Source organism: Rothia sp. HMSC068F09 (genome assembly GCF_001812775.1).
GTDB lineage: Bacteria > Actinomycetota > Actinomycetes > Actinomycetales > Micrococcaceae > Rothia > Rothia mucilaginosa_A.
In genome coordinates this window covers 169,148-194,060 of record NZ_KV810430.1, presented here as the reverse complement: position 1 = coordinate 194,060, position 24,913 = coordinate 169,148, and the positions used below count along the sequence as shown (strand labels likewise).

The 24,913-nt window shown below is 57.3% G+C and carries 19 protein-coding genes; 18 read left to right on the top strand and 1 reads right to left on the bottom strand.

Annotated features, from left to right (window positions below; genetic code table 11):
- Positions 1–75: 75 nt before the first annotated feature.
- The 6 genes from HMPREF2874_RS07655 (at position 76) to tuf (ending at position 11,658) form a co-directional block, all read left to right on the top strand.
- Positions 76–3,987, top strand: coding sequence for a DNA-directed RNA polymerase subunit beta' (locus HMPREF2874_RS07655; RefSeq protein WP_070649847.1), 3,912 nt, complete (start codon positions 76–78; stop codon positions 3,985–3,987).
- A 608-nt stretch (positions 3,988–4,595) separates the two neighbouring features.
- Positions 4,596–6,632, top strand: a complete 2,037-nt coding sequence (locus HMPREF2874_RS07650) for a neutral/alkaline non-lysosomal ceramidase N-terminal domain-containing protein (RefSeq protein ID WP_070649845.1) — start codon at positions 4,596–4,598, stop codon at positions 6,630–6,632.
- A gap of 603 nt (positions 6,633–7,235) precedes the next feature.
- Positions 7,236–7,610, top strand: coding sequence for a 30S ribosomal protein S12 (rpsL, locus tag HMPREF2874_RS07645; RefSeq protein WP_005504939.1), 375 nt, complete (start codon positions 7,236–7,238; stop codon positions 7,608–7,610).
- Positions 7,610–8,080 (top strand): 30S ribosomal protein S7, encoded by a 471-nt coding sequence (gene rpsG / locus HMPREF2874_RS07640; protein ID WP_005504941.1) that lies wholly within the window; start codon positions 7,610–7,612, stop codon positions 8,078–8,080. Before rpsL ends, rpsG begins: the two co-directional genes overlap by 1 nt.
- A gap of 72 nt (positions 8,081–8,152) precedes the next feature.
- Positions 8,153–10,267, top strand: coding sequence for an elongation factor G (gene fusA, locus HMPREF2874_RS07635; RefSeq protein ID WP_070649844.1), 2,115 nt, complete (start codon positions 8,153–8,155; stop codon positions 10,265–10,267).
- A gap of 200 nt (positions 10,268–10,467) precedes the next feature.
- Positions 10,468–11,658 (top strand): elongation factor Tu, encoded by a 1,191-nt coding sequence (tuf, locus tag HMPREF2874_RS07630; protein ID WP_049331906.1) that lies wholly within the window; start codon positions 10,468–10,470, stop codon positions 11,656–11,658.
- Between the two features lie 487 nt (positions 11,659–12,145).
- On the opposite strand, the gene HMPREF2874_RS07625 is transcribed toward tuf, so the two are convergent.
- The gene (locus HMPREF2874_RS07625) at positions 12,146–15,520 is read right to left on the bottom strand and encodes a Fe2+/Zn2+ uptake regulation protein (RefSeq protein ID WP_141754244.1); all 3,375 of its coding nucleotides are present in this window, start codon (positions 15,518–15,520) and stop codon (positions 12,146–12,148) included.
- A 620-nt stretch (positions 15,521–16,140) separates the two neighbouring features.
- On the opposite strand from HMPREF2874_RS07625, the gene rpsJ reads away from it, so the two are divergent.
- The 12 genes from rpsJ (at position 16,141) to HMPREF2874_RS07565 (ending at position 24,456) form a co-directional block, all read left to right on the top strand.
- The gene (rpsJ, locus tag HMPREF2874_RS07620) at positions 16,141–16,449 is read left to right on the top strand and encodes a 30S ribosomal protein S10 (protein ID WP_004005287.1); all 309 of its coding nucleotides are present in this window, start codon (positions 16,141–16,143) and stop codon (positions 16,447–16,449) included.
- Positions 16,450–16,462: 13 nt separating this feature from the next.
- Complete coding sequence (rplC, locus tag HMPREF2874_RS07615) at positions 16,463–17,119, top strand: 50S ribosomal protein L3 (protein ID WP_005504955.1); 657 nt, start codon at positions 16,463–16,465, stop codon at positions 17,117–17,119.
- Between the two features lie 6 nt (positions 17,120–17,125).
- On the top strand, positions 17,126–17,743 hold the full coding sequence (rplD, locus tag HMPREF2874_RS07610) for a 50S ribosomal protein L4 (RefSeq protein ID WP_049331907.1): 618 nt from the start codon (positions 17,126–17,128) through the stop codon (positions 17,741–17,743).
- Positions 17,743–18,045, top strand: coding sequence for a 50S ribosomal protein L23 (rplW, locus tag HMPREF2874_RS07605; RefSeq protein WP_005504959.1), 303 nt, complete (start codon positions 17,743–17,745; stop codon positions 18,043–18,045). Before rplD ends, rplW begins: the two co-directional genes overlap by 1 nt.
- A gap of 40 nt (positions 18,046–18,085) precedes the next feature.
- Positions 18,086–18,922, top strand: a complete 837-nt coding sequence (gene rplB / locus HMPREF2874_RS07600; protein ID WP_049331908.1) for a 50S ribosomal protein L2 — start codon at positions 18,086–18,088, stop codon at positions 18,920–18,922.
- 12 nt (positions 18,923–18,934) lie between these two features.
- Positions 18,935–19,216, top strand: coding sequence for a 30S ribosomal protein S19 (gene rpsS, locus HMPREF2874_RS07595; RefSeq protein ID WP_004005282.1), 282 nt, complete (start codon positions 18,935–18,937; stop codon positions 19,214–19,216).
- 60 nt (positions 19,217–19,276) lie between these two features.
- Positions 19,277–19,642: a 50S ribosomal protein L22 gene (rplV, locus tag HMPREF2874_RS07590; protein WP_005504964.1), complete on the top strand. Its 366-nt coding sequence runs from the start codon at positions 19,277–19,279 to the stop codon at positions 19,640–19,642.
- Positions 19,643–20,440: a 30S ribosomal protein S3 gene (gene rpsC / locus HMPREF2874_RS07585; RefSeq protein WP_049331911.1), complete on the top strand. Its 798-nt coding sequence runs from the start codon at positions 19,643–19,645 to the stop codon at positions 20,438–20,440. It abuts the gene before it with no gap.
- Positions 20,441–20,860 (top strand): 50S ribosomal protein L16, encoded by a 420-nt coding sequence (rplP, locus tag HMPREF2874_RS07580; protein ID WP_049331913.1) that lies wholly within the window; start codon positions 20,441–20,443, stop codon positions 20,858–20,860.
- A gap of 5 nt (positions 20,861–20,865) precedes the next feature.
- On the top strand, positions 20,866–21,105 hold the full coding sequence (rpmC, locus tag HMPREF2874_RS07575; protein ID WP_049331915.1) for a 50S ribosomal protein L29: 240 nt from the start codon (positions 20,866–20,868) through the stop codon (positions 21,103–21,105).
- Positions 21,102–21,374, top strand: coding sequence for a 30S ribosomal protein S17 (gene rpsQ / locus HMPREF2874_RS07570; protein WP_049331917.1), 273 nt, complete (start codon positions 21,102–21,104; stop codon positions 21,372–21,374). Before rpmC ends, rpsQ begins: the two co-directional genes overlap by 4 nt.
- A 427-nt stretch (positions 21,375–21,801) precedes the next feature.
- A complete protein-coding gene (locus tag HMPREF2874_RS07565; protein ID WP_070649842.1) occupies positions 21,802–24,456 on the top strand; it encodes a YncE family protein in 2,655 nt (884 codons plus the stop codon).
- Positions 24,457–24,913 lie beyond the last annotated feature (457 nt).

Sequence of the window (24,913 nt, the reverse complement as noted above, 5' to 3'; positions counted from 1 at the left end):
CGCTCGCATGCGTTGTGGGGTTCCCACCCACCAACCCAAGTCTTCAGAAACTTACAGAAAGAGATTAGGACCGATATGTCCAACGAATCTTCGCTTGGTTTGATGCGAATTGGCCTCGCCACCGCCGACGACATCCGTCGTTGGTCCTACGGTGAGGTTAAGAAGCCCGAGACCATCAACTACCGTACCCTGAAGCCCGAGAAGGACGGCCTCTTCGACGAGCGTATCTTCGGCCCCACTAAGGACTGGGAGTGCTACTGCGGTAAGTACAAGCGCGTGCGCTTCAAGGGCATCGTGTGTGAGCGCTGTGGCGTTGAGGTGACCCGCTCCAAGGTGCGTCGCGAGCGCATGGGCCACATTGAGCTGGCCGCTCCCGTGACCCACATTTGGTACTTCAAGGGTGTTCCTTCCCGCCTGGGTTACCTGCTGGATCTGGCTCCGAAGGACCTGGAGAAGGTCATCTACTTCGCTGCGTACATGATTACCAGCGTTGACGAGGAGGCTCGCCACGAGGACCTGCCCATGCTGCAGGCCGCTCATGACCGTGAGAAGCAGGAGCTTGAGGCCGCTCTGAACGCCGATGTGAACGCCATCAGCCGCGAGGTTGAGTCCGAACTGGCTCGTATTGAGGCAGAGGGTGGCAAGGCTGCTGAGAAGCGCAAGCTGCGCGATAACGCTGAGCGTCAGCTTGCCTCCGTGCGTAAGCGCTACGAGCGCGAGGCTGCTCACCTGGAGAACGTGTGGGAGCGTTTCAAGTCCCTGAAGGTCGCTGACCTCGAGGGTAACGAGGCTCTGTACCGTTCTATGGTGGACAAGTACGGCATGTACTTTGAGGGTGCCATGGGTGCCGAGGCTATCAAGAAGCGTCTGGAGTCTTTCGACCTGGAAGCTGAGGCCGAGGCTCTCAAGGAGATCATTCAGACCGGTAAGGGCCAGAAGAAGACCCGTGCCCTGAAGCGTCTGAAGGTTGTTAACGCCTTCCTGACCACCAACAACTCCCCGCTGGGTATGGTTCTGGACGTTGTTCCGGTCATCCCGCCGGAGCTGCGCCCGATGGTTCAGCTGGACGGTGGCCGCTTTGCGACCTCCGACCTGAACGACCTGTACCGTCGTGTTATCAACCGTAACAACCGCCTGAAGCGTCTGCTGGAGCTGGGCGCTCCCGAGATCATCGTGAACAACGAGAAGCGTATGCTGCAGGAAGCTGTGGACTCGCTCTTCGACAACGGCCGTCGTGGCCGTCCGGTGACCGGCCCCGGTAACCGTCCCCTGAAGTCTCTGTCGGACATGCTCAAGGGTAAGCAGGGCCGTTTCCGTCAGAACCTGCTGGGTAAGCGCGTGGACTACTCCGGTCGTTCCGTGATTGTGGTTGGTCCGCAGCTGCAGATGCACCAGTGTGGTCTGCCCAAGCAGATGGCGTTGGAGCTCTTCAAGCCCTTCGTCATGAAGCGTCTGGTGGAGCTGAGCCACGCTCAGAACATTAAGAGCGCTAAGCGTATGGTTGAGCGTTTCCGCCCGCAGGTTTGGGACGTTCTGGAAGAGGTTATCGCCGAGCACCCCGTGCTGCTGAACCGTGCACCTACCCTGCACCGCCTCGGTATTCAGGCATTTGAGCCGAAGCTGGTTGAGGGTAAGGCTATCCAGCTGCACCCGCTGGTTTGCTCCGCGTTCAACGCTGACTTCGATGGTGACCAGATGGCAGTTCACCTGCCGCTGTCTCCCGAGGCCCAGGCTGAGGCTCGTATCCTCATGCTGTCCTCGAACAACATCCTGAAGCCGTCGGATGGCCGTCCCGTGGCCGTTCCCTCGCAGGATATGATTATCGGTCTGTACCACCTGACCACTCCTCGCGATGGTCAGAAGAACGAGGGCCACGCTTTCTCCTCGGTTTCTGAGGCTCTGATGGCGATGGATCGTCACGAGATTGAGCTGTACACCAAGGTGAAGATCCTGCTGGACGGCGACCAGTTCGTTGCTCCCGAAGGCTGGGAAGCTCCCGAGGGCTACAAGCCCGGCGACCCCGTGTTGCTGGACTGCACCGTTGGCCAGGTCCTGTTCAACCAGGCTCTGCCGAAGGACTACCCCTGGTTCACCGGTGTGGCAGACAAGAAGGGCCTGGGTAGCCTGATTAACGATCTGGCTGAGCGTTACCCGATGGATGTTGTGGCTCGTGCCCTGGATAACCTGAAGAACGCAGGTTTCTACTGGGCATCCCGTTCGGGCGTGACCGTGGCCGTCTCCGATATTGCTACTCCCTCCGAGAAGCCGGCAATCATGGAGCGCTACGAGAAGCAGGCTGCCGCAATTCAGGACGACTTCGAGATCGGTACCATTGACGATGAAGAGCGTCGTCAGGAGCTGATTAAGGTTTGGACCGAAGCTACCGACGTGGTGGCAGAGGCTATGCGCGAGAACCTGAGCTCTCACGGTGGTCTGAACACCATTTACCGCATGGTGACCTCTGGTGCACGTGGTAACTGGATGCAGGTCCGTCAGATTGCGGGTATCCGTGGCCTGGTGTCGAACCCGAAGGGTGAGATTATGCCTCGCCCGATTAAGTCCTCCTACCGTGAGGGCCTGTCGGTTCTGGAGTACTTCATCGCAACTCACGGTGCACGTAAGGGTCTGGCTGATACCGCACTGCGTACCGCTAACTCGGGTTACCTGACCCGTCGTCTGGTGGACGTGTCGCAGGACGTTATCGTGCGTGAACATGACTGTGGCACCCGCCGCGGCCTGATGCTCCCGCTGGTTGACGCCGACGGCAACCTGCACCCGGACGTTGAGACTTCGATTCACGGTCGTACCCTTGCGGTGGACGTGAAGGACGAGGCCGGCAACGTTTTGGCTGAGGCTGGCGCTGACGTTTCCGATGAGCTCATCGAGAAGCTGTTCAAGGCTGGTGTGAAGGAGCTGCGTGTCCGCTCGGTTCTGACCTGCGAGTCGGCTATCGGCGTGTGCGCACTGTGCTACGGCCGTTCGATGGCTTCGAACGTTCTGGTCGACATTGGTGAGGCCGTTGGTATTATCGCGGCTCAGTCGATTGGTGAGCCCGGTACCCAGCTGACCATGCGTACCTTCCACACCGGTGGTGTGGCGTCGGCAGACGATATTACCCAGGGTCTGCCCCGTATTCAGGAACTGTTCGAGGCACGTACCCCCAAGGGTGTCGCCCCGATTTCTGAGGTGTCCGGTCGCGTGACCATTGAGGATACCGAGAAGTCCTACAAGATTGTGGTGACCCCGGACGATGGTTCCGAGCCCCAGTCCTACACCGTTCTGCGTCGTGCGGCTTCTAAGCTGCAGAATGGCGATTACGTCCATGTCGGTGACCAGCTGGCTACCGGTTCTGTTGACCCGAAGGAGGTCCTGCGAATTCGCGGTCCTCGTGAGGCTCAGAAGCACCTGGTGAGCGAGGTTCAGGGCGTGTACAAGTCGCAGGGTGTGGAAATCCACGACAAGCACGTCGAGGTTATCGTCCGCCAGATGTTGCGTCGCGTGACCGTGATTGAGTCCGGTGACACCGATCTTCTGCCTGGTGAGCTGGTTGATAACATTGTCTTCCAGACCGCAAACCGCAAGGCTCTGCTCGAGGGTAAGAAGCCTGCTGCCGGTCGTCCCGAGATGATGGGTATTACCAAGGCTTCGTTGGCTACCGAGTCCTGGCTGTCGGCGGCCTCCTTCCAGGAGACCACCCGCGTCCTGACTCAGGCAGCTATGGAGGCTAAGACCGACCCGCTGCTCGGCCTGAAGGAGAACGTGATCATCGGTAAGCTGGTTCCTGCCGGTACCGGTCTGGCACGTTACAACGATATTGAGGTTGAGCCGAGCGCTCAGGCTACCGCTGAGCGTCTGCAGTCTCTGGACACCTTCGGTGGCGGTTACCCGAGTGCTTTCCAGATCGACAGCGAGGTGTACTCCTACGGTAACAACGGCGGTTTCCGCGCCGTTTCGCTGGATGAGTACGGCCGTGGCCTGGAGCTCTAAGCTTCCTGCTGCTCGCTAGGTCTGAAGCCTAAGCATCCGTAAAAGCGCGGATACTCGAGATTTCTCTCGGGTATCCGCGCTTTTGCGTATCCGCGTGTGGGTGGGATATGAGAGAGAAGGAACCCAGGCTTTTCCAATCACGATGGTTATGGCAGGGGTTGAGGCTTTTGTGAATCCTGTCTTTAAGATTTGATACGGGTGCGCGTTGAGTTCGTTGTTTCTCCAAAATATTTTGGGAGAATCTCAGTGGAAACAGAATTTACACAGAGAGAAAAATTCTCTTGATTGCAAATTTTTGCGGTGGGGGAGAGCGGTTAGGTTTATTGAGTTTACTAGAGTAAGCCCCCCTTTGTGGACCATTCATTCGTTTTTTATTGAGTAATATAAAGAATATATATTCTTGTATATTGGGATGGTCGGGTGATTGGAAAACGCTCTGACTTGGATTTACTCTTGAAGGCATGCATATCACTCCAGTCACTTCCGGATCGGGGGGAAATAACTTCACCCTGCATACTTCCGGTACCGCTCCGTGTCCCTCGTTCCAGCAGGTAATCACGTCCTCGTCGGCAACGAAGGCCAAGAACTCTCTGCTTTCACGACTCGTCATGCCCAAACGCTCTCTGGCGCGTGTGGGCGCCGCCTGTCTGATTGCTGCCTCCGCAATTTTGCCTTCCGGTCAGATGGCCGGGGCGGCCCCCGCTGCTCAAGCTTCCCAAGCCACGCCCTACCTCGTGGGTGCCGGCGCAGCCGATATTACCGGTGAACCCGGCGAGGTCGGTTTCATGGGCTACGGCGAGACCTCCCAGAAGGGTAGCGGTGTACATACCCGTCAGTATGCTCGCGCCTTTATCGCTGTTGATCGTGCCAGCGGTCAGCGTAACCTCATCGTGGTGTTGGATGCTCTCACTGGCTGGCAGTCTCTCCGAGATGAGCTGGTCAAGCGTATCCGTGCCGAGTATGGATCTGAATACTCGGAATCGAACATCATGATTACCGCAACTCATACGCATGCGACCCCGGGCGGCATTACCCACCAGAGCCTGTACAACATCACGACCCTGGGATTCCACCAGGACACCTTTAATGCCCAGGTTGAGGGAACCATGAAGGCCGTGCGTCAGGCAACGAAGGATCTGGCCCCTGGCAACCTGACGGTCTCGACCTCTAAGCTCACGGGTGTGGGTGTGAACCGTTCGCGCGAGGCTTATAACCGAGATTCGCAGGAGCTGCGTTCCAAGCTTCCGAACGGTACCGATCCGACTAACATGACTCTGCGTCTGGAGCGTAACGGTAAGACTCGCGCGGTGCTGAATTGGTACGCGTTGCACCCGACCTCTCTGACCTCGAAGAATACCCTGATTTCAAGCGATAACAAGGGTTACGCCGAGTATCTGCTGGAGAGCCAGGATCACGGCATTGACCGTAATGTTCCGGGCAATGGAGATGGTTTCGTGGCTGCTTTTGCCAATGCAAACGCCGGTGACGTTTCTCCGAATACTTGGCTCAAGCCGGGTCAGGGGCCCACCAAGGATGACCATCAGAACCTGAAGATCCAGGGGCAGAAGCAGGCAGATGCCGTGCGCGCTCAGCTCAAGAGCGCGGGTAACCCGGTGGGCACCGGCCTGGATTCGCGCATCTCCTACTTCAATTTCTCTGGCATGAACGTTGATGCAAAGTACACCGGAACCGGCCGTAATGAGCGCACCTGTCAGGGCTTCCTGGGTACTCCGTTCGGCGCTGGTTCCACCGAGGATGGCGGCGGCGGCTGGGCTGTGTATAAGGAAGGATCCGGACGCCCCTCGATTCTAGGATTCCTTGCTTTTACTCCGAGTGCCGCTCAGATTAACTGCCAGAAACCGAAGGGTATTCTCTTCTCCGCTAAAAATGGAACAATCGTTCAGGAGAAGTTCCCCGTTCAGATTATGCGTTTCGGTGACTACTACCTGCTCGGTATGCCGGGCGAATTTACCGGCGCGGTGGGCGTGCAGTATCGTCAGGACGCCGCCAAGCTCTTCGGCGTGCCCGAGTCGCATATTATTCTGCAGGGGTACACCAACGCCTATGACCACTACGTGACGACCCCCGAGGAGTACGATTCGCAGCAGTACGAGGGCGGCGCAACCCTCTTTGGTCGTTATACCTCCAGTGCTTTCCGTCAGACGATTAACGAAGTGGGTACCTCCCTGAAGAACGGTACTTCTCTGAGTATCGGCGATCGTCCGCAGGATCGTCGACCGGTCTCCAGCGCTCAGGGCAAGGTCGTCTATGACAGCCCGATGTTTGGCACGCGATACGGGCAGGTCACTCAGCAGCCGCAGGACGCTATTGCCGGTCGGCAGGAGGTTTCCGCGCGCTTTGTTGGCGCTCACCCGAATAACAATATTCATCACGACGGTAGCTACTTCGTGATTGAGCGTCGAGAGGGCAATACGTGGAAGTACTACACGGGTGATAACAACCCGGATACCTTCTACGAGTGGAAGCGCATGGGTATTGCCGCCTCGCAGGTGACGGTTCGTTGGAAGGTTCCCTCGAATACCCCAAAGGGCCAGTACCGCATTCGTTATTTCGGCACCGCAAAGAAGATTACGGGTGCGAAGACCAACTTTGAAGGTCAGACTCGCCAGTTCCAGGTTGTCTAAATACTGACAGCAGCGGGATTGGGTGACGCTTGCGCCTTTACCTGTATATGAGAAGTCGCCAAGAACTCGGGTTCTTGGCGACTTTTCGTATAACGGGGTGTCGGGGTGCTGCTGCGGGAGTCGGCAAAGACAGAATTGCAAGCATGTAATTTAAGTGTCACAAATCACCGGAAACTGCCTTCAATATCTGCTTAAAAGTGGAAAATCCGCGCAGTCCCGCTAGATTAAGCCGAGTTTAACCTGTATAGTCTTATGCGAAGTACTTGAGCTCGGTGTACTGGATCCACCCTTGGTGGGTTCCCTCGGACTTTCCGAGGATACGGGCAAACGAATCAATGGCAGTATGGATACCGTCCTTTGGCGTTGCTTTTTGCTGACGCCTAAATGCCATTTTTACGTGTGCCCAAAAACTTTTTCGTCTTCGGATGAAGGATGAAAAGGAAACAGAACTCGCCGAGAGTTGAGGAACCTATAGAAACCAACCGGAGTGCCCAATGCACCCGAGCGTTTCTGATAACCGAGAGCACCCATCCACCGCGATGGGGGCCAGTAAGTTTATACGGGCTTCTTTAACGAGAAACCCGATCAAGCAACGGAGAAAACGTGCCTACTATTCAGCAGCTGGTCCGTAAGGGCCGGACTCCCAAGGTCGTTAAGACCAAGGCGCCCGCACTGAAGGGCAACCCCATGAAGCGTGGCGTGTGCACCCGTGTGTACACCACCACCCCGAAGAAGCCGAACTCGGCACTGCGTAAGGTCGCTCGTGTCAAGCTCAACGGCGGCGTCGAGGTTACCGCATACATTCCCGGTGAGGGTCACAACCTGCAGGAGCACTCGATTGTGCTCGTTCGCGGTGGTCGTGTGAAGGACCTCCCCGGTGTTCGCTACAAGATCGTTCGTGGCGCTCTGGATACCCAGGGTGTTAAGGGTCGCGGCCAGGCTCGCTCCCGCTACGGCGCTAAGAAGGAGAAGAAGTAATGCCTCGTAAGGGTCCCGCTCCCAAGCGTCCCCTCGTAAACGATCCTGTTTACGGTTCTGCGCTGGTCACTCAGCTGATCAACAAGGTTCTGCTGGACGGCAAGAAGTCCGTCGCAGAGCGCATCGTCTACGGTGCCCTCGAGGGCGTCGAGAAGAAGACCGGTTCTGACCCGGTCGCAACCCTGAAGAAGGCAATGGACAACATCAAGCCTTCTCTCGAGGTTCGCTCCCGCCGCGTTGGCGGTGCAACCTACCAGGTTCCGGTTGAGGTTCGCCCCGGCCGTTCCACCGCTCTGGCTCTTCGCTGGCTCGTTGGCTTCTCGAAGCAGCGCCGCGAGAAGACCATGACTGAGCGTCTGATGAACGAGATCCTGGATGCGTCCAACGGTCTCGGTGCCGCTGTGAAGCGTCGCGAGGACACTCACAAGATGGCCGAGTCCAACAAGGCCTTCGCACACTACCGCTGGTAATTCTCCGTTTAGAGCCTGCCGAGTCGATTCGAGTCGGCAGGCTTTCGGAGTATCTCATTTAGGGAGAATAACGTGGCACTTGACGTGTTCACCGACCTTAACAAGGTCCGCAACATCGGTATTATGGCGCACATCGACGCCGGTAAGACCACCACCACTGAGCGCATTCTGTTCTACACCGGTATTAACCACAAGATTGGTGAGACCCACGACGGCGCTTCCACCATGGACTGGATGGCTCAGGAGCAGGAGCGAGGTATTACCATTACCTCCGCAGCAACCACCTGCTTCTGGAAGGACCACCAGATCAACATCATCGACACCCCCGGTCACGTCGACTTCACCGTTGAGGTTGAGCGCTCCCTGCGCGTCCTCGACGGCGCAGTTGCTGTGTTCGACGGCAAGGAAGGTGTTGAGCCCCAGTCTGAGACCGTTTGGCGTCAGGCTGACAAGTACGACGTCCCCCGTATCTGTTTCGTCAACAAGATGGACAAGATGGGTGCGGACTTCTACTTCACCGTTCAGACCATCATCGACCGCCTGGGCGCTCGCCCGCTGGTCCTCCAGCTCCCCATTGGTGCTGAGAGCGACTTCGTCGGTGTCGTTGACCTGCTCGAAATGAAGGCATACGTATGGCCCGGCGACGCCAAGGGTGACGTGTCCATGGGTGCCTCCTACGAGGTTCAGGACATCCCCGCTGACCTGGTCGAGAAGGCTGAGCAGTACCGCTCCGAGCTGGTTGAGGCTGTTGCCGAGTCCAGCGAAGAGCTCATGGAGAAGTACCTCGAAGAGGGCGAGCTGTCCATCCCCGAGATCAAGGCTGGTATCCGTCAGCTCGTGATCGCAGGCGAGGCATTCCCCGTTCTCTGTGGTTCTGCATTCAAGAACCGCGGTGTTCAGCCCATGCTGGACGCCGTGATTGATTACCTGCCCTCCCCGCTGGACGTTCCGGACGTCGTCGGCTCCAATCCCTCCAACGAGGAAGAGAAGCTGACCCGTAAGGCATCCGCTGACGAGCCCTTCGCAGCACTGGCATTCAAGGTCGCAGCTCACCCGTTCTACGGTCAGCTGACCTACACCCGCGTGTACTCCGGTGTGGCAGCTCAGGGCCAGCAGGTTCTGAACTCCACCAAGGGTAAGAAGGAGCGTATCGGTAAGCTCTTCCAGATGCACTCCAACAAAGAGAACCCTGTTGAGGAGATCACCGCAGGTCACATTTACGCAGCAATCGGTCTGAAGGACACCACCACCGGTGACACCCTGTGCGACCCCGCACACCCGATTGTTCTCGAGTCGATGACCTTCCCTGACCCCGTGATCTTCGTGGCTATTGAGCCCAAGACCAAGGGCGACCAGGAGAAGATGTCCACCGCTATTCAGAAGCTTTCCGCTGAGGACCCCACCTTCACCGTTTCGCTGAACGAAGAAACCGGTCAGACCGAAATCGGTGGTATGGGTGAGCTGCACCTGGACATCATCGTCGACCGTATGAAGCGCGAGTTCAAGGTTGAGGCTAACGTTGGTAAGCCTCAGGTTGCATACCGCGAGACCATCAAGAAGGCAGTCGAGAAGGTCGACTACACCCACAAGAAGCAGACCGGTGGTTCCGGTCAGTTCGCAAAGGTGCAGGTCTCCTTCGAGCCCCTGCCTCTGGACGGCGAAGTGCTGTACGAGTTCGAGGACAAGGTCACCGGTGGCCGCGTTCCTCGCGAGTACATCCCCTCGGTGGACGCTGGTATCCAGGACGCCATGAAGTTCGGTGTCCTCGCTGGCTACCCGATGGTGGGCGTGAAGGCAACCCTGCTCGATGGTGCTTACCACGACGTCGACTCCTCCGAAATGGCGTTCAAGATCGCCGGTTCGATGGTCTTCAAGGAAGGCGCTAAGCGCGCTAACCCGGTCCTGCTCGAGCCGCTGATGGACGTTGAGGTTCGTACCCCCGAGGAGTACATGGGCGACGTGATCGGCGACCTGAACTCCCGCCGTGGCCAGGTTCGTTCCATGGAGGACGCATCCGGTGTGAAGATCATCAAGGCTCTCGTGCCGCTGACCGAAATGTTCGGTTACATTGGCGACCTGCGTGGTAAGACCCAGGGTCGTGCAGTGTTCTCGATGGCATTCGATAGCTACGGCGAGGTTCCCAAGAACGTCGCTGACGAGATCATCCAGAAGAGCCGCGGCGAGTAATTCTCGCGACTCACCCGTGGGCCACGGGGTAAAACCCGTGGCCCACAGCGAAATTTTTCCATTAAATCCATCATTGAGAGCATGGACAGTTTCATCTCTGCGGTGTAATCCGCTATTGTAGACGCTAGACCGTTTTATAACGGGATGCGCCGGAGTGAAGATCCGCGTGCATGTTTTCAATCGTTCTAGGAGGAACACTCTTGGCTAAGGCTAAGTTCGAGCGCTCCAAGCCTCACGTTAACGTCGGTACCATTGGTCACGTTGACCACGGTAAGACCACCCTGACCGCAGCAATCTCCAAGGTTCTGGCTGACAAGTACCCGGACCTGAACGAGAAGCGCGACTTCGGTATGATCGACTCCGCTCCCGAGGAGCGCCAGCGCGGTATTACCATTAACATTGCTCACATCGAGTACCAGACCGAGAAGCGCCACTACGCACACGTTGACGCTCCCGGCCACGCTGACTACGTCAAGAACATGATTACCGGTGCGGCTCAGATGGACGGCGCAATCCTCGTGGTTGCTGCTACCGACGGCCCCATGGCACAGACCCGCGAGCACGTTCTGCTCGCTCGCCAGGTTGGCGTCCCCACCCTGCTGGTTGCACTGAACAAGGCAGACATGGTTGACGACGAAGAGCTCCTCGACCTCGTCGAGATGGAGGTCCGTGACCTCCTCTCCTCGCAGGAGTTCGACGGCGACAACGCCCCTGTCATTCGCGTTTCCGCACTGAAGGCTCTCGAAGGCGATCCCGAGTGGGTTGCTAAGATCGAGGAGCTCATGGACGCAGTCGACACCTACATCCCGGACCCCGTGCGTGAGAAGGACAAGCCCTTCCTCATGCCCATCGAGGACGTCTTCACCATCACCGGTCGTGGCACCGTGGTGACCGGCCGTGCAGAGCGCGGTACCCTGAAGCTGAACTCCGAGGTCGAGATCGTCGGTATCCGCCCGATCCAGAAGACCACCGTTACCGGTATCGAGATGTTCCACAAGCAGCTCGACGAGGCATGGGCAGGCGAGAACTGTGGTCTGCTGCTGCGTGGTCTGAAGCGCGACGATGTTGAGCGTGGTCAGGTTGTCGTGGAGCCGGGCTCCATCACCCCCCACACCGAGTTCGAGGCAAACGTCTACATCCTCTCCAAGGATGAGGGTGGCCGTCACAACCCCTTCTACTCCAACTACCGTCCTCAGTTCTACTTCCGTACCACTGACGTGACCGGCGTTATCACCCTCCCCGAGGGCACCGAGATGGTTATGCCCGGTGACAACACCGAGATGACCGTTGACCTGATTCAGCCCATCGCAATGGAAGAGGGCCTCGGCTTCGCTATCCGTGAGGGTGGCCGCACCGTTGGTTCGGGTCGCGTTACCAAGATCATCAAGTAATTGCCGTAAACTTTACGACAATTCGCTGGTGACCTGCCGGAGGGTTTTCCCCTCCACCAGGTAGCGATACTTAAGGACCCCCGCAAGTTCTGCGGGGGTCCTTTTGTTATGCCCAGAACCGGTCTCGTAGTGGTCTTGCCATTGCACCTAGACAAAATCGTGGGCCGACCAGCGCAGGACCGGGCCGGATACCCCCCCCTGACGGTACCCGAGCATTTGGAAGGGACCGCACAGAAAAATACGGGGGAAGAAAATCTGGAAGAAGCGCAACGGGGCTGAGGACAGGCCACGAAAGTGCGCGGAGCTTCGGAAACGCTCTAAACTGTGACCGCAGACCTTGCTGGTTGTTCCACGTAGCAATGGGGGATGACGGAAGGGACAAAGAAGCGGCCCTCAGCCGTATGAGGCTGAGGGCCGCTTGGAAGGTGAGGCACCTTGGAAAACACGGTTTACCGTGACTTCTCAGGGCGTTAGCGAGGCAACGTCTCTACGCCGAACGCCCGTCCCCTTCAGGAACGGAGTAGCCGCCACCGAGAGGCGGGGTCTGTGCCGGCGGAATAGACTGGCTATTCACCGATTGTGGTGCCTGCCCGCTGGGAGACTGCCCAACATATCCCTCGGCCGGGGGAAGAACAGTAGCCTGAGAAACCGGAGTCTGCTCCACCGGAGTCGACGGGACGCCGCTGTCATCCTGGTGGCCACTTTGACGGGCAAGGAGCCTCCAAATGACGCCGGCAATAAGAATCACCGAGATGATGAGCAGGAAGAGCGGGTTGAGACCATTGAGCGAAATAGCAAGATCCACCGTCACCAGTACGGCCGATACGTATGCCCACGCCTTGGGGAGTACAAGACCGGCCAAGAGGGTCAGGCCAATGCCCAGTACGAGGAGGATAACGTCAGGGCCTCCGGTCGGAATTCTCCAAAGAACCAGCGTCAGGAGCGCCTGAAGACCCAGAGCGCAGTACAGGAGAGTAGACGACACCTGTTCATTGACGGGACGATGCGCTGCCAAATTTTTGAAAACACCAACCGCAGCGATAGCGAGAACAATCAAGAGGGCAATCTCCAGCACCAGGACGATGCGAGGTGCATCAGAATAATGCAGCATCAGACGGGAGATGGAGAGGCAGAAAGCCGTCGTTGCGATGGTAGGTACATGCTCCACTCGGCATACGGACATCAGACACAGCGTGCTTAGACCCCATAGGAGGGCGTTGAGCTCCGCGTGAGTGGAGCTTAGCAGGCCCATTAGCGTGGCGAAATAGAGTACGACCAGTGCGGGAACCATCAGCAGATAGTTAATCGGGCCAAAAATACCCTGAGCCAGGGGAAGTCGGGGCGCGAACTGCGAGGTGGGCGCAGGCAGGGGACCGTGCATCGGAAGAACAACGTTCCTAGAGCCCGCCTGGACGACTATGGAAGGACGTACGTTAGGATGCAGAACGGGATTCTCTCGAGGGATGAGGGCCTTCAACACCCACAGAATAACGACAGCCAGAAGTGCGGAGTAGCCGAAGAACTCGGCGTGGTCCGAAGGAGCCGGAACCCCGAAGACATTCCAGAGAGCAGTGATACAGAACGTGCTCACGCTCAGAGAAGCCCCGGGCTGTAGGTACGGAACCTTCAGAGCAACGCCAACACCCCAGACAGCAATCAGCAGAGCCGGAGCACCGACGGAGAGAAGGGGATCCTCAAGATATAGCAGGCCGCCGGTGAAAGCGCTGTAGCAGGCCGCCACCGTAAAGACTCCCGTCGCGATGTATAGCTCGGCAATGCGGCGAGTGCGGGCATAGAGGAGAACACTGTACAGGGTTTGCGCAGCCATTAGAGCAACGAAGAAGAAATGGACGACCATCGTCTTCACATCGTTATTCATGGACAGAAGCAATAGCGACCAGCAGATAGGCAGACGAGAAACAGTCAGAATCTCGGTGCGGATTGCTGAACGAGGGGGCAACATAAGACCGAGCACCGCGTATAGCACGGTAATCAAAGTCGGGAGAACAGCGACCCACAGCGTGTACCCGGCGATATCCAAGGTACCTGTTATCACCGCGGCGAGGGCGCTACGGTAGTACAGGGTTCCAACTAAGCCAATCAGAAGAAGCCCGTAGAGACCAATACGCGTCAGAACCAGCAGGGTGTAGCGCATATCGTCACGGTTCGAAATGCCGAAGATACGCCCCAACAGCAGAATAGCCAAAAGGCTGAGTAGAAGAAGCGCTGCAGAGAACATACCGAAGTAGGCCCAGAAATGCTGGGCAATCGTCTTGACGGTAATGTCCACGAACATCGAGGCGAGCAACGACAGAGAACCAAGGAACAGGTAAGCCAGCCCCTCGGGGGTTCTCCGTAGACCCGGGATCCCCTGAGCCTCGGCGGAGGGAAGAGCGAAGATGAGCAGGCCCGCGAGTGCAAATACAAGCGCGAAGACCAGACGCATCTCGATGGGCTGCATGTCAGGGAAGAGGGTCGTCGCAAGCAGGAAGAAACCTAGCGCATACCCGAGGGTACTCATCATGGATCCTGCGAAGCGTAGTTTGACGTCACTGCGGCTCAAAATGTAGATGATGGTCGATGCGCCAAAGAAGAGGTAGAAATCGCCCTGGGTGTTCCCATTCGCGATATTGATCAAGAGGGCGATGCAGGGGAGAAGTGCCGAGAGGGCCAGCAACGCCATCGGCCGAAGAGCCTTACGGTAGGTCAGGCAGCTGATCAGATAGAAGATACCGATACCCCAGGAAGCGGGGAAGATCGTGTGGGGGGTCTGCACGTACGGTAGAAGCTCGGCCCAGCCGCTTTCTACATGGGGGGAAGCTATGGCGAGGGCGGCTACAAACGCACAAGAAAGGAGGAAGAGACCGAAGCCTGCGTCGTAGGTAGGAAGCCACTCGAACTTCTCGCGGGGCAACTGAGCAGCAGAAGAGCTCCAAGGAATCTTGGATACCGTAGCCTCTTGATGCTGAGCGGGGAGTTGCGCATTAGCCATAGTGCGCACGCGGGGAACGAAGACGTACACAGAAACAATGTTGGTGACGAGTACGGTAATCGCAAAAATCGAGGGAGTCCAGACAATTTGGTTCAACTCATCAGCAAATGCCAGGACAGCAATAAGCGGGTAGATTCGTGCCTGAACAAAGTAGTCGATCTTCCCCTCCATGCACAGGAAGAGGATAGCGTGGACAGACATCACCGTGAAGGCGATACCCATGTCCAGAGAGGACATCTCATAGGTAAAGAAGAAAATGGACGCCGCGGTGACCGGAACAAAAATTCGTGATGAATCAACGAGACCTTCGCGGATACCCCGTGGAGCGGCTTCGGGAACAAAGTGAAGTACGAGTCCCAAGACAATCGCTACGACCGTGAGGACAATGAAGTACCAAACGAAGGGGAGCTCAACCACTCTCGTGGCGGCCAACGAATCTGAAATAAAGAAAGAAATTAGGAGATAACCCATGACACGGTTACGCATCAGAGTACATGCTCCAATAATTGCGGCGGTACCAATCAGAGAAGTGATAAGCCAGATGAAACGGCCCTGATCCCAGATACCGAGGATGTACGTGGCAATACCCGTGAGGGGGATGAGAGCCAAGCCGGTCGCCGTAAAGGAATAGGAAGCGATGCGCAGACGCTTCACGAAACGGTAGGTCAACAGGCCCGCACCGTAAAAGACAACGGCCCCCAACGCTAACGCGAGGACGCGAATCAGCGCCGTCTCGTCGGTCGAGGAAGTAACCGAAGTAATGAAAAGGGCAGCGGCTCCAATGAGCAGAAGCGAACCGATGTACAGAACAATATTGAGGAAGAGGTCCTCGTTCATCCGCTGAGGATGCGGTGAATGATGAGAGTACATTTCTCCGCGGGTGACCTGCGACGGTGCAGGGGAGGGAGGGAACGGTGCTTGCTCGTTATAGGGTTGGTTGATGGGGGAGTGCGTGTGACTGGGTGCCCGGTGAGGTTGTGTCGGCTGAGACATGATTTCTCCTTAGGCTAAGTGGTACTTCTACCATACGAGTACTACTAGGCTTGAAAGCTATATTTCGGGGTATAAACTGCATGGAAAATACTGAAAGTAGGTTTAGAAGTCTCTGTGAAGGACACACTGGGTGATGATGCCTGGTTGCGGAGAGGGACAGGAAGGTCTTTTAAGTGTTCTTAACCACTTAACGAACGTTGGCATTGCGAGAACCCCCGGATATTTGAGAGAATTGACGACGTTGTCAAAGTGTCTATCTGTATCAGATAGGCCCACGTATGACCCGGTCCGAAGGATGACGGGACGAGTTTGTCTAGAATATAGACGACACGCCCGAGTTCGGGGGTCGGTACTCAGGCGGGGTGAGGAACCCGGCAAGGCCGGATTCAGTCCGTTCTGGGTGGCGCACGTGATGAATATATCGCGTTCCTTAAGCGCTATAACAAAGGAGCAAAAGCTCCGATACAGGGAATACATCAAGAAAGAGAGTCCGACAGATGGCGGGACAGAAAATCCGCATCCGTCTGAAGTCCTATGACCACGAGGTCATCGATTCTTCGGCACGGAAAATCGTCGAAACGGTCAAGGGCGCAGGCGCAACTGTAGTTGGCCCCGTGCCGCTGCCGACCGAGAAGAACGTCTACTGTGTTATTCGTTCTCCCCACAAGTACAAGGACAGCCGCGAGCACTTCGAGATGCGTACGCACAAGCGTCTGATCGACGTTGTTGATCCGACCCCCAAGGCTGTTGATGCCCTCATGCGTCTCGACCTGCCGGCAGACGTAAACATCGAGATCAAGCTGTAGAGGATCGCATCTAATGACTAACAAATTCGAGCGCCAGGTGAAGGGCCTGCTGGGCACCAAGCTCGGCATGACCCAGGTCTGGGACGAGGACGGCAAGTTTGTGCCCGTCACCGTCGTCAAGGCTGATTCTAACGTTGTTACCCAGATCCGTAACCAGGAGACTGACGGCTACGAAGCTGTTCAGATTGGTTTCGGTGCAATCGACTCTCGCAAGGTTACCAAGCCCCTGGCTGGTCACTTCGAGAAGGCCGGTGTTACCCCCCGTCGTCACATCGTCGAGCTGCGTACCGCAGATGCTTCTGAGTATTCCCTCGGTCAGGAACTGACCGTTGAGCTCTTCGAAGCAGGCCAGAAGGTCGACGTCGTTGGCAAGACCAAGGGTAAGGGCTTCGCAGGTGTTATGAAGCGTCACGGCTTCAAGGGTGTTGGCGCGTCTCACGGTCAGCACAAGAACCACCGTAAGCCCGGTTCCATCGGTGGCGCATCCTACCCCGCACGCGTGTTCAAGGGTATGCGCATGGCTGGCCGTATGGGCGCAGCACGTCACACTACCTTGAACCTGACTATCCAGGGTGTGGACGCAGAGAACAATGTCCTGCTGATCAAGGGCGCAATCCCCGGTCCCAAGGGCGGCGTTGTTCTGGTTCGTACCGCTGTGAAGGGAGCCTAATACATCATGGCTGTTAAGACCCTTAAGGTAGACCTGCCCGCAGAGATTTTCGACGCGCAGGCATCCGTGCCCCTGCTGCACCAGGTTGTCGTTGCACAGCTCGCAGCAGCACGTCAGGGCACCCACAAGGCTAAGAACCGCGGCGAGGTTTCCGGCGCAGGCCGTAAGCCCTTCAAGCAGAAGGGTACCGGTAACGCACGTCAGGGCTCCATCCGTGCACCGCACATGACTGGCGGTGGCGTTGTTCACGGTCCGACTCCGCGTAACTACGCACAGCGCACCCCCAAGAAGATGATCGCCGCTGCACTGCGCGGTGCTCTCTCCGACCGCGCTCGTCACGACCGCGTCCACGTTGTCGAGAACTTCATCTCCGGTGAGACCCCCTCGACCAAGGCTGCAAAGGCTGCATTCGCAGCTATCACCGAGCGCAAGAACATCCTTCTTGTGATTGCTCGTGCAGAGGACGTTGTGGCTCTGTCCGCACGTAACCTGGAGAACGTCCACGTTCTGTACGTCGACCAGCTCAACACCTACGATGTGCTGGTTTCGGACGACGTGGTCTTCACCAAGGCAGCATTCGACGCATTCGTTGCTGCAGCTCAGAAGAAGGAGGGCGCTAAGTAATGAGCGTTTCCACCAAGTCTGTATACGACGTGATCATTGCTCCCGTCGTTTCCGAGAAGAGCTACGGTCAGCTCGACGAAGGTAAGTACACCTTCGAGGTCGCTACCGATTCCAACAAGCTGGAAATCAAGCAGGCCATCGAGAAGATCTTTGACGTCAAGGTTGCTTCCGTCAACACCATCAACCGTCAGGGCAAGCGCAAGCGCACCCGTTTCGGTTGGGGCGCTCGCAAGAACACCAAGCGTGCGATTGTGACCCTCAAGGAAGGCACCATCGACATCTTCGGCGGTCCGCAGGCATAAGCCCCGCGGAGACCACTTTAACGAAGGAAGAAATATCTAAATGGGTATTCGTAAGTACAAGCCGACGACCCCGGGTCGCCGCGGTTCGAGCGTTGCTGATTTCGCTGAGATCACCCGCTCCACCCCGGAGAAGTCCCTGCTTCGTCCGCTTCACAAGACCGGCGGCCGTAACAACACCGGCCGCATCACCACCCGTCACAAGGGTGGCGGCCACAAGCGCCAGTACCGTCTGATCGACTTCCGTCGTCACGACAAGGACGGCGTGAACGCACGCGTTGCACACATCGAGTACGATCCCAACCGTACCGCACGCATCGCACTGCTGCACTACGTCGATGGTTCCAAGCGTTACATCATCGCTCCGAACAAGCTCGCTCAGGGCGACATCGTCGAGTCCGGTCCCGCAGCTGACATCAAGCCCGGCAACAACCTGCCCCTGCGCAACATCCCGGTTGGTACCGTGATTCACTGCGTCGAGCTCCGCCCCGGTGGCGGCGCAAAGCTGGCACGTTCCGCTGGTGCTTCTGTCCAGCTGGTTGCTAAGGAAGGCAAGTACGGCCAGCTCCGTCTGCCCTCCGGCGAAATCCGCAACGTGGATGTTCGCTGCCGTGCAACCGTGGGCGAGGTCGGCAACGCCGAGCAGTCCAACATCAACTGGGGTAAGGCTGGCCGCAACCGCTGGAAGGGCATCCGCCCGACCGTCCGTGGTGTGGTTATGAACCCGGTTGACCACCCGCACGGTGGTGGTGAAGGTAAGACCTCCGGTGGTCGTCACCCGGTTAACCCCAACGGTAAGCCCGAGGGTCGTACCCGCCGTCCCAACAAGGAAAGCGACAAGCTCATCGTTCGTCGCCGTCGTACTGGCAAGAAGCGCTAAGGAGCCTGAAACATGCCTCGTAGTTTGAAGAAGGGCCCTTTCGTTGATCAGCACCTCTACCTGAAGGTTGCAGCTCAGAACGAGAAGGGCACCAAGAACGTAATTAAGACTTGGTCGCGTCGCTCGATGATTATCCCCGACATGCTCGGTCACACCATCGCAGTGTACGACGGTCGCAAGCACGTGCCGGTGTTCATCACCGAGTCGATGGTTGGTCACAAGCTCGGTGAGTTTGCTCCGACCCGCACTTTCCGCAGCCATGTGAAGGACGACCGTAAGGGCAAGCGTCGCTAATCGGTTCATACCGATAAGCTAACGTTTCCCTTTCGGCAATAGACGAAAGAGAGATAGGCAATGGAAGCCAAGGCATCAGCGCGTTTCGTTCGCGTTACGCCTATGAAGGCCCGCCGTGTCGTCAACCTGATCCGTGGTAAGCAGGCGGAAGAGGCTCTGGCGATTCTGAAGTTCGCCCCCCAGGCAGCTTCGGAACCGGTATACAAGATCGTTGCTTCGGCAGTAGCTAACGCTCGTCAGAAGGCAACCCAGCAGGGTCTGCCCTTCCGCGAGGAAGAGCTGTTCATCAGCGAAGCATTCGTGAACGAGGGCCCGACCATGAAGCGCATTCAGCCCCGCGCTCAGGGTCGTGCATACCGAATCAACAAGCGCACCAGCCACATCACCGTGGTAGTTGCTACCCCGGAGAAGGAGGAGGACCGCTAAATGGGTCAGAAAATTCACCCGAACGGTTTCCGACTGGGCATCACCACTGACCACGTCTCCAAGTGGTTCGCTGATTCCAACAAGCCCGGCGAGCGTTACGCAGACTTCGTCCGTGAGGACGTGAAGATCCGCGAGCTGCTGGCAAAGAACCTGGATCGCGCAGGCGTTGCAAAGGTCGAGATCGAGCGTACCCGTGACCGCGTGCGTGTGGACATCCACACCGCTCGTCCCGGTATCGTGATTGGCCGTCGTGGCGCAGAAGCAGACCGCATCCGCGGCGAGCTCGAGAAGCTCACCGGCAAGCAGATTCAGCTGAACATCCTCGAGGTTGCTAACCCCGACCTCTCCGCTCAGCTGGTTGCACAGAGCATCGCAGAGCAGCTCGCATCGCGTGTTGCATTCCGCCGTGCAATGAAGAAGGCAATCCAGTCCGCACAGCGTGCAGGCGCAAAGGGTATCCGTATCCAGTGCTCCGGCCGTCTGGGTGGCGCTGAAATGTCCCGTTCCGAGTTCTACCGCGAAGGCCGTGTGCCCCTGCACACCCTGCGTGCGAACATCGACTACGGCTTCTTCGAGGCCAAGACCACCTTCGGCCGCATCGGTGTGAAGGTCTGGATCTACAAGGGCGACCTGACCGACAAGGAGCTGGCAGCTCAGCAGGCAGCAAACAACCGCCGTGGCAACCGCCGCGATGGTGACCGCCGCCGCCAGGGCAACCGTGGTCCTCGTCGCGAGCGCCGCAACGAGAACGCTTCGGCAAAGGTCGAGGCCAAGACTGCAGAGAACGGTGAGGCATAAATGCTTATTCCCCGTCGAGTAAAGTACCGTAAGCAGCACCACCCCAAGCGTAGTGGTCTCGCAAAGGGCGGCACCGAGGTTAGCTTCGGTGAGTGGGGCATCCAGGCCCTGACCCCCGCATACGTGACCAACCGTCAGATTGAGGCTGCACGTATCGCAATGACCCGTCACATCAAGCGTGGCGGTAAGGTCTGGATCAACATTTACCCGGACCGCCCCCTGACCAAGAAGCCCGCCGAAACCCGTATGGGTTCCGGTAAGGGTTCGCCCGAGTGGTGGGTCGCAAATGTCAAGCCGGGTCGAGTCATGTTTGAACTCGCCGGTGTGTCCGAAGAGGTGGCTCGCGAGGCAATGCGCCTGGCAATCCACAAGCTCCCGATGAAGGCACGTATTGTGCGTCGCCGTGAAGGTGGTGAATAAGCGAGATGGCAGTAGGCTCCAAGGACCTGAGCATCGAGAAGCTCGCAGCTCTCTCTAACGAGGATCTGGCTGCAAAGCTGAGCGAAGCGAAGAAGGAACTCTTCAACATCCGCTTCCAGGAAGTCACCGGTCAGGCTAATGCAGGTCGTCGCCGCACTATTAAGCGCGACATCGCACGTATCTACACCGTGCTGCGTGAGCGCGAGCTCGGTATTCGTCCCGCAACTGAAGGTGAGTCCAAGTGAGTGAAGTAAAGAACGAAGAGCGCGGCTACCGTAAGACCCGCCGCGGCTACGTTGTCTCCGACAAGATGGACAAGACCGTTGTCGTCGAGGTCGAGGACCACGTGAAGCACGCTCTGTACGGCAAGGTTGTTCGCCGTAGCTCCAAGATCAAGGCACACGATGAGCAGAACACTGCAGGCATCGGTGACCTCGTTCTGATTGCAGAGACCCGTCCGCTGTCCGCTTCCAAGCGTTGGCGCGTCGTGGAGATTCTGGAGAAGGCTAAGTAAGCCTTTTCGCAGAATCATCTGCTAGAGCAATAATGGCCCCTTCCCCACAACTGTGGGGGAGGGGCCATTGCTATACCCCGAGATGAGAAACATCGCGAGCTAAAGAACGTCATATTTGGAGATTGGTCGTCATATATAGAAACAGTACTTTTGCCGGGGCCGGCTTTCTGTAGCGCAAAAATAATGATCTGACCTGGATAAATATGGGAAAAAGGAAGATTTTACGGGCAGTAGATGGGCAACAGGTACTGGGGGGAAGACTTAGACAGAGCTGAAAATAGGTTGAAAACCTCCTGAGAAGGTGCTTATCATCGACTCTATAAGTGCTTAGCTATACCTTGCCTATATATTAGGGGTGGTCGAGCACCTAATCCGGAGGTTGCACGACCTTTGGAGAAGTATCATCAACACATCATCGAGGATTACCATGACTTCTTCACCCAAGCCCTCACGCAAGCTGCTCGCCGTCGCCAGCGCCCTCTCCGTCGTCGCAGGATCAATGACCATGATCCCTGCATCGTTTGCGGCTAACGGCAACTCCTCCCTGCCCGCAGCATCCAGCGCTCAGAACTCGAATGACGAGTGCCGCCACTTTAGCGTAAGCGCTACCCAGTATCAGGGTCTGCCCGGCCAGTACCAGTTGGCTTACGCACCGGCTACCTCCACCCTGTTCACTTCCTTCTCCTCCGGCCGTCCTCCGATTCTGACCGGCGGTTTGGGCTCTTGGAATGTCTCTTCTGCCCCGAGCCTTGCATCGGTTTACCAGTTCCCGACCGTGGACTTCACTCCTCGCGGAGCCACCGAACCCTCGGGTAAGCAGATTGCATCTCCCTACGGTGTCGGCTATGACGAGGCTACCGGTTACGTGTGGGTGACCCAGACTCGCAACAGCACCGTATCCGTGGTGGATCCCTCCACCAACCAGATTCTTTGGACCAGCGGTGCCGGCGACGTTAACGACCCTCGCGAGGTACGCATTGATGCAGCTAGCGGTAAGGCTTATGTTTCCGGTTCCGGCGGCCTGACCGTCTTCGACACCACGACTCATGCTCTGGTTAAGAAGATTGCCTTCACCGATGCCAAGGGCGAGGAAGATATTGCCATGAACTTCCACGTCGATTCTGCTGACGGCAAGGTCTACGTCCCCACTCTGAGCGCAGGCACCCTGAAGGTAGTCAACGGTAAGACTCTCGAGGTTGAGAAGACCATTGAACTGCACAAGGACAATGCAGATATCGCCCTGAACCCCACGGACGTCACCATCGATAAGTCCCTGAAGGAAATCTACGTGAGCTCTCAGGGCGACCGAAAGACCGGGGCCAACTCTGGTGTGACCGTCTACGATTTGGAGACCGGCGCATACAAGAAGTCCATTCCCTTCGGTAAGCAGGCTCTTGCCATCACCTCTGATGAAGCTCGTGACCTGCTCTACGTTACCGATTACGGTACTGGCAATGTGGGCGTGATTGATGCGCGTACCGGCACCGTTGTCTCCGAAGTCTCCACCGGCGCTACCAGCGGCGCAAATGACGTGCTGGTTACTCCTGATGGCTCGGCCTACGCCTTGGCTCGAAGCACCGAGGACGCCTCCCCGGTCGAGACCAACTACACCATCGACCCGGCTACCGGTGAATACCGAACCTCCAGCACCGAGCCCAAGGGCAAGGACAACGCCGACAGCCCGATTACTCCCGGTGTCATGGTGAAGCTCAACACCACCATCGAGACCACCGCAAAGTCTGCCTCGCAGACCTCTTCCGAGGAACTGGTGAAGACCTACACCGACGGCGCCAAGCTGTACACCACCAAGGACTGGACCAAGGGCGAGACCCTGAAGCTGCGCGGTGAGGGCTTCAAGACCCAGGACGGCAAGGGTTCCGTTGTTGCCGTCAAGCTGAACAAGGGTAAGATCAGCGCTAAGGAAGAGCCGAAGCTCAACGGCAAGGAAGGCAACAGCGCAGGCGTGTGGGCCTACATTCAGGCCGATGAAAACGGTAACTTCACCGCCGAACTGCCTTACCCCACCACCGCTAACTCCAACCTGAAGGACGATCTGAATACCGGCGATCAGATTTCTATTGCTCTGCTTTCCGGCTCGATGGTTGAGAACGACACCCCGCGTGGAGGTGGGGCCCTGAAGGCAACCGTCACCGAGCAGAAGGCTGCAGGCACCACCTGCGCAACCGTCGAAACCTCCAAGGTTGCCGCTGCTCCTTCCGGTGTGACCACTCAGTACCCTGCGGGTACTCCGCTGACCATCGCAAAGAACGACGAGCCTACCCCTGCACCGAGCGATTCGGCTAAGCCTGAACCGACTACTCCGGCACCGAGCGATTCGGCCACTTCAAACGAGGTCGTTCACGAATACAAGGACGGCGCTAAGGTTTACTTCCCCAAGACTTGGGAAGGCGAGAAGCTGACCTTCCGCGGTGAAGGCTTCAAGACTAAGGACGGTAAGGGCTCTGTCATCGCTGTCAAGCTGAACAAGGGCACTATCTCCGCTAAGGAAGAGCCTAAGCTGGAGGGTGCAGAAGCTAACAGCTCGGGCGTGTGGGCCTACATCAAGGCTGATGAGAACGGTAACTTCACCGCGACTATCGATCGTCCGACCGTTGCCAACTCCAACCTGAAGGAAGAGCTCAAGACCGGTGATAAGGTAGCTATTTATCTGCTCTCCGGCTCCCTGACCGAGAACGATAACGCACGTGGCGGCATGGCCGTCGAGTACACCTTCACGACCGAGAACCAGCCGAAGAAGGATGAAGCTAAGGACGCCCCCGTGAACCCCTCGGCTCCTGAGCCCTCCGCACCGGCCGAGTCGAAGGATCAGGCTAAGGACCAGTCCAAGGCTCCTGCAGATTCCCTGAAGCCCTCGGCCCAGGAGAAGGGCAACAGCGCTTCGAAGACCTCCGCTTCTTCGTCGCAGAACACCTCTTCTTCTAACGGCTCGAACTCTTCGAAGTCCTCGAAGTCTTCGCTGGCTAACACCGGTGCCTCCGGCGTCTTGATTGCATCTGGCCTGGGTGCCCTGGCTATGGTCGCGGGTGCCGGTATTCTGGTGGCTCGTCGCCGCAAGGCATAAACGTCGATGAAGCCATGCGGTCTTCCCAACGCTGTTCTGGGGAGCAGGAGCATGCTTCCATAATCGGTTTGCGTAAACCGTAAAATAGCCCAGGGGCGGTTCCCTTCCTTGTGAAGGGAGCCGCCCCTGGGCTATGCCCGGAGGAATGTCTCGGGCAAAAAGAAAACCCGCACCGAAGTGCGGGCTTAATGGTCAAAGCGAGGTTCGGTCCCTAGACAAACGGATTAGCGAGGAAAAAGGGACCCAAGAAATCTGTCCGATAAGGACCGAACCTCTTGTTTGACGCATGCGTCTCTTCTATTATGGTACATCTCGCTGAATTTCGCACCTTCAGCGGGAGTTTTTGGCAAAAAACTTGGTTTTTGAAAAAATTGCCCTAAATTTCTAAACTTTTTGGCCGATTTTTGCAGAAACTCGATATCCCGGGCCGTTATCTGAAGAAATGTTACGAAATCAC

What these genes read in the sequence shown, in the direction of transcription:
- HMPREF2874_RS07655 (WP_070649847.1), top strand. Translation starts at nt 76, where the DNA reads ATGTCCAACGAATCTTCGCTTGGTTTGATGCGAATTGGCCTCGCCACC.
- rplC (WP_005504955.1), top strand. Translation starts at nt 16,463, where the DNA reads ATGACTAACAAATTCGAGCGCCAGGTGAAGGGCCTGCTGGGCACCAAG.
- rpsG (WP_005504941.1), top strand. Translation starts at nt 7,610, where the DNA reads ATGCCTCGTAAGGGTCCCGCTCCCAAGCGTCCCCTCGTAAACGATCCT.
- rplW (WP_005504959.1), top strand. Translation starts at nt 17,743, where the DNA reads ATGAGCGTTTCCACCAAGTCTGTATACGACGTGATCATTGCTCCCGTC.
- rplD (WP_049331907.1), top strand. Translation starts at nt 17,126, where the DNA reads ATGGCTGTTAAGACCCTTAAGGTAGACCTGCCCGCAGAGATTTTCGAC.
- rpsS (WP_004005282.1), top strand. Translation starts at nt 18,935, where the DNA reads ATGCCTCGTAGTTTGAAGAAGGGCCCTTTCGTTGATCAGCACCTCTAC.
- HMPREF2874_RS07565 (WP_070649842.1), top strand. Translation starts at nt 21,802, where the DNA reads ATGACTTCTTCACCCAAGCCCTCACGCAAGCTGCTCGCCGTCGCCAGC.
- rplB (WP_049331908.1), top strand. Translation starts at nt 18,086, where the DNA reads ATGGGTATTCGTAAGTACAAGCCGACGACCCCGGGTCGCCGCGGTTCG.
- rplV (WP_005504964.1), top strand. Translation starts at nt 19,277, where the DNA reads ATGGAAGCCAAGGCATCAGCGCGTTTCGTTCGCGTTACGCCTATGAAG.
- rpsC (WP_049331911.1), top strand. Translation starts at nt 19,643, where the DNA reads ATGGGTCAGAAAATTCACCCGAACGGTTTCCGACTGGGCATCACCACT.
- rpmC (WP_049331915.1), top strand. Translation starts at nt 20,866, where the DNA reads ATGGCAGTAGGCTCCAAGGACCTGAGCATCGAGAAGCTCGCAGCTCTC.
- HMPREF2874_RS07625 (WP_141754244.1), bottom strand. Translation starts at nt 15,520, where the DNA reads ATGTACTCTCATCATTCACCGCATCCTCAGCGGATGAACGAGGACCTC.
- HMPREF2874_RS07650 (WP_070649845.1), top strand. Translation starts at nt 4,596, where the DNA reads ATGCCCAAACGCTCTCTGGCGCGTGTGGGCGCCGCCTGTCTGATTGCT.
- rpsJ (WP_004005287.1), top strand. Translation starts at nt 16,141, where the DNA reads ATGGCGGGACAGAAAATCCGCATCCGTCTGAAGTCCTATGACCACGAG.
- rplP (WP_049331913.1), top strand. Translation starts at nt 20,441, where the DNA reads ATGCTTATTCCCCGTCGAGTAAAGTACCGTAAGCAGCACCACCCCAAG.